General features: G+C 66.3%; 5 protein-coding genes. 2 read left to right on the top strand and 3 right to left on the bottom strand.

Features of this window, described 5'->3' with window-relative positions:
• On the bottom strand, window positions 1–766 hold a 766-nt coding region (locus tag Q0Q36_RS25015; protein WP_293802594.1), incomplete at its 3' end, for a GTP-binding protein.
• Window positions 767–1,034: 268 nt separating this feature from the next.
• Here Q0Q36_RS25015 and Q0Q36_RS25010 point away from each other — a divergent pair.
• Both Q0Q36_RS25010 and Q0Q36_RS25005 read left to right on the top strand, forming a co-directional pair.
• Entirely contained in the window at window positions 1,035–1,634 is a 600-nt protein-coding gene (locus Q0Q36_RS25010; RefSeq protein WP_293802592.1) for an XRE family transcriptional regulator, read from the top strand.
• Entirely contained in the window at window positions 1,631–2,167 is a 537-nt protein-coding gene (locus Q0Q36_RS25005; RefSeq protein ID WP_293802590.1) for a GNAT family N-acetyltransferase, read from the top strand. The genes Q0Q36_RS25010 and Q0Q36_RS25005 overlap by 4 nt, the downstream gene beginning before the upstream one ends.
• A 146-nt stretch (window positions 2,168–2,313) precedes the next feature.
• On the opposite strand, the gene Q0Q36_RS25000 is transcribed toward Q0Q36_RS25005, so the two are convergent.
• Both Q0Q36_RS25000 and hrcA read right to left on the bottom strand, forming a co-directional pair.
• Window positions 2,314–2,562: a DUF3297 family protein gene (locus Q0Q36_RS25000; protein WP_293802589.1), complete on the bottom strand. Its 249-nt coding sequence runs from the start codon at window positions 2,560–2,562 to the stop codon at window positions 2,314–2,316.
• Between the two features lie 89 nt (window positions 2,563–2,651).
• Window positions 2,652–3,696: heat-inducible transcriptional repressor HrcA (hrcA, locus tag Q0Q36_RS24995; protein ID WP_293802587.1), on the bottom strand; the 1,045-nt coding region annotated here is incomplete at its 5' end.

The raw sequence follows: 3,696 nt of genomic DNA, 5'->3' as shown, positions 1-3,696 counted from the left end.
CGAGCTGCTTGACCTCGGCCATCTTGGGCTTGAACACGCCGACGCGGTCGACGCCGTAGGAGGCGTTGGCGCGCATCATGCGAATGGTCATGCCCTTCTTCAGCACGCCGTCGATGATGCGCACGAGCACGACGACGCCGAGATAAGCGTCGTACCAGCTATCGACCAGCATCGCCTTGAGCGAGGCATCCGGATCGCCCTTCGGCGGCGGGAGCTTCTCGACGATCGCTTCGAGCACGCCTTCGATATTGAGGCCGGTCTTGGCCGAGATCGGCACGGCCTCGGAGGCGTCGAGGCCGATCACGTCCTCGATCTGCTCCTTGATCCGCTCGGGATCGGCCGCCGGCAGGTCGACCTTGTTGAGGACGGTGACGATCTCGTGGTTGGCGTCGAGCGCCTGATAGACGTTGGCGAGCGTCTGCGCCTCGACGCCCTGCGAGGCGTCGACCACCAGCAGCGAGCCCTCGCAGGCCGCGAGCGAACGCGAGACCTCATAGGCGAAGTCGACATGGCCGGGGGTGTCCATCAGGTTGAGGACATAGTCCTTGCCGTCCTTGGCCCGGTAGTCGAGCCGCACCGTCTGCGCCTTGATGGTGATGCCGCGCTCCTTCTCGATATCCATCGAGTCGAGGATCTGGTCGCTCATGTCGCGGGCGGCGACGGTGCCGGTCTGCTGGATCAGACGGTCGGCCAGCGTCGACTTGCCGTGATCGATATGGGCAACGATCGAGAAGTTGCGGATATTGTCGATGGTGCGGGTGCTCATGCGCGCGCCATAGCAGTGATGCCGCGTGGCGCCAAGCGGTTGCGCGTTTCAGGCGGCATCAAAGCCATTTGCTGGCATGAGAACCACACCGGTCATCCCGGACAAGCGGCAAAGCGGCGCCGATCTGGTATCCACGCCTGAACCTTCATCGGAAACGTTCCGGAAGGGATCCCGGGTCTCCCTTTGGTCGCCCGGGATGACGGCGGAGGTTTTCGAAACCTCGCAAAGCAGCTTGCAAATTCCAATATCTAAGAATTATTCTCCAGTCATGGAATTCGACCACGACACCGAGATCGACCGGGTGCTCGGGCAGCGCCTCAAGGCCGCCCGCCAGCGCCATGGCCTGACGCTCGATGCGCTTGCAGAGCGCAGCGGCGTCAGCCGGGCGATGATCTCCCGCGTCGAGCGCGGCGAATCGAGCCCCACGGCGGCGCTGCTGGTCCGGCTCGGCTCCGGGCTCGGCCTTTCGCTCTCGGCGTTGCTGGAGGAGGCCTCCGGAAGCGGGCCGCTGGCGCGCCGCGAGACCCAGCCTGTCTGGCGCGACCCGGCGAGCGGCTACCTGCGTCGCAATATCTCGCCGCGCGGGACGGGTTCGGGCTTCGAGATCGTCGAGGTGGAATTGCCTGCCGGCGCCGAAGTCCGGCTCGATAATGCGACCGGCGCCTCAGCACTCGACCAGCAGATCTGGGTGCTGCGGGGGAGACTGAACCTGACCGTTGAGGGCATCCACCACGAACTGGCCGAAGGCGACTGCCTGCAGATGCACCTGCGCGGCCCGATCCTCTACCGCAATCCGGCCGATGTGCCCGTTCGCTACGCCGTCATCCTCGCCGCGAGAAGCGGCGCCTTTCCGGGACATATCGCATGAACGCGACCAGCCTCGCCATCTCCATCGAAACGCTCGACGCCAACGAGGCCGAGGCGGCCGTGCCGGCACTCGTCGAAATCCTGCGCGACAGCGTCGCCGACGGCGCCTCGGTCGGCTTCATGAGCTGGAACACGGCCGCCGATTACGAACGCTTCTGGCGCGATGTCGCGGCGGGCGTCGCGGGCGGACAAGTCATTCTGCTGGCCGCGCGAAACGAGGACGGCATCGTCGGCACGGCGCAGCTTCACCTGATCGGCAAGTCGAACCAGCCGCATCGAGCCGAGATCGCCAAGGTGCTGGTGCATTCGCGCGCGCGCCGGCAGGGCATCGGCGAGGCACTGATGCAGCGCGCCGAGGCGATCGCGCGAGAGCAGGGCCGCGACCTGCTGGTGCTCGATACCGACGAGCACGGCGCGGCGCGGCGGCTCTACAACCGGCTGGGCTGGACCGAGGCCGGCACCATCCCGCGCTATGCGCTGATGCCGGACGGCGCCGAATGCGGCTCGACGTTCTTCTACAAGAGCCTGGTTTGAACCACCGTTGTCATTCCGGGGCACGCCGCAGGCGTGAACCCGGAACCCACGACTGGGTGGGGCATTTGATATCCCACGACTGGTCGCTCGCCCGGTCGTGGGTTCCGGGTTCTTCGCTGCGCGAAGCCCCGGAATGACAAGGGGGATCAGCCCTCGGCGTTGCCGCGGATGTAAGGCTCGACCGGGCCCTTGAGCGTGATCGTCATCGGGCGGCCGAAGCGGTCCTTGGCGTTGCCGGCGGAGACCTTCACCCAGCCTTCGGAGACGCAATATTCCTCGACATTGGTCTTCTCGACGCCCTTGAAGCGGATGCCGATATCGCGCGCCAGCACCTCTTCATTGTAGAAGGGGCTGTCCGGGTTGACGGAGAGGCGGTCGGGAAGCTGATCGGACATGGGTCTCGCACCTGGACTGGAAAAGTGTTGCTTTGCCCGCTCGATAGCCGCTTCCGCCCGCAAAGCCAAATCATGGCCTTGGCAAAGGCCTAGCGGCTGCCGTCCAGCAGGCGGCCGACGACCTTGGCGGTGTAATCGACCATCGGGACGATACGGGCATAGTTCAGCCGCGTCGGGCCGATGATGCCGACGACGCCGACGATGCGCTGCTCGGCGTCGCGGAAGGGCGCGGCCACCATCGAAGAGCCCGACATCGAGAACAGCTTGTTCTCCGAGCCGATGAAGATGCGGACGCCGTCGCCGTCCTCGGCACGCGTCAGCAGGTCGATGACGTCGGTCTGCGTCTCGAGATCGCCGAAGAGCATGCGGATGCGCTCGAGATCCTCCTGCGCGCGGAGATCGTCGAGCAGATTGGCCTGGCCGCGCACGATGAGATGGCGATCGCTGCCGGGGCCGGCCTGGGTCGCGATGCCGCTTTCGACGAGCCGGGCCGTCAGCGCGTCGAGCTCGCGCTCCATCAGGGCGCGCTGCCCGCCGATCTCATGGCGCAGTTCGGCCAGCGTCTTGCCGAGGATGCGGGCGTTCAGGAAATTAGCGGCCTCGCTCAGCGCCGAGGCAGGCAGGCCGGCCGGCAATCCCAGAAGCCGGTTTTCGACCGTGCCGTCCTCCGAGACGAGCACGACCAGCGCGCGGGCGGGGTCGAGCCGCACGAACTCGATATGCTTCAGCCGCACATCGGCCTTGGTGGTGACAACGACGCCGGCGCCGCGCGACAGACCGGAGAGCAGTGCCGAGGCTTCCGTCAGGGTCTGGTCGAGATTGCGGTTGCTGGCGGCGACCCTGATCTGGGCCTCGATGCGCGCGCGCTCGTCGGCCGTGAGATTGCCGACCTCCATCATCGCATCGACGAAGAAGCGCAGACCTCTCTCTGTAGGAAGGCGCCCGGCGGAGGTATGCGGCGCGTAGATCAGCCCGGCCATTTCGAGATCGGTCATGACATTGCGCACCGTCGCGGGCGACAGCGCCATCGGCAGCAGACGGGCGATGTTGCGCGAGCCGACGGGCTCGCCGGTCGTCAGGTAGCCGTCGACGATCTGGCGAAAAATCTCGCGCGAGCGCTGGTCGGTCTCGACC

The sequence above is a fragment of the uncultured Allobosea sp. genome, from assembly GCF_945957345.1.
GTDB lineage: Bacteria > Pseudomonadota > Alphaproteobacteria > Rhizobiales > Beijerinckiaceae > Allobosea.
This window is presented reverse-complemented; position numbering and strand designations above follow the sequence as displayed.

Coding starts and splice junctions, on each gene's coding strand:
- Q0Q36_RS25010 (WP_293802592.1), top strand. CDS start 1,035: ATGGAATTCGACCACGACACCGAGATCGACCGGGTGCTCGGGCAGCGC.
- Q0Q36_RS25005 (WP_293802590.1), top strand. CDS start 1,631: ATGAACGCGACCAGCCTCGCCATCTCCATCGAAACGCTCGACGCCAAC.
- Q0Q36_RS25000 (WP_293802589.1), bottom strand. CDS start 2,562: ATGTCCGATCAGCTTCCCGACCGCCTCTCCGTCAACCCGGACAGCCCC.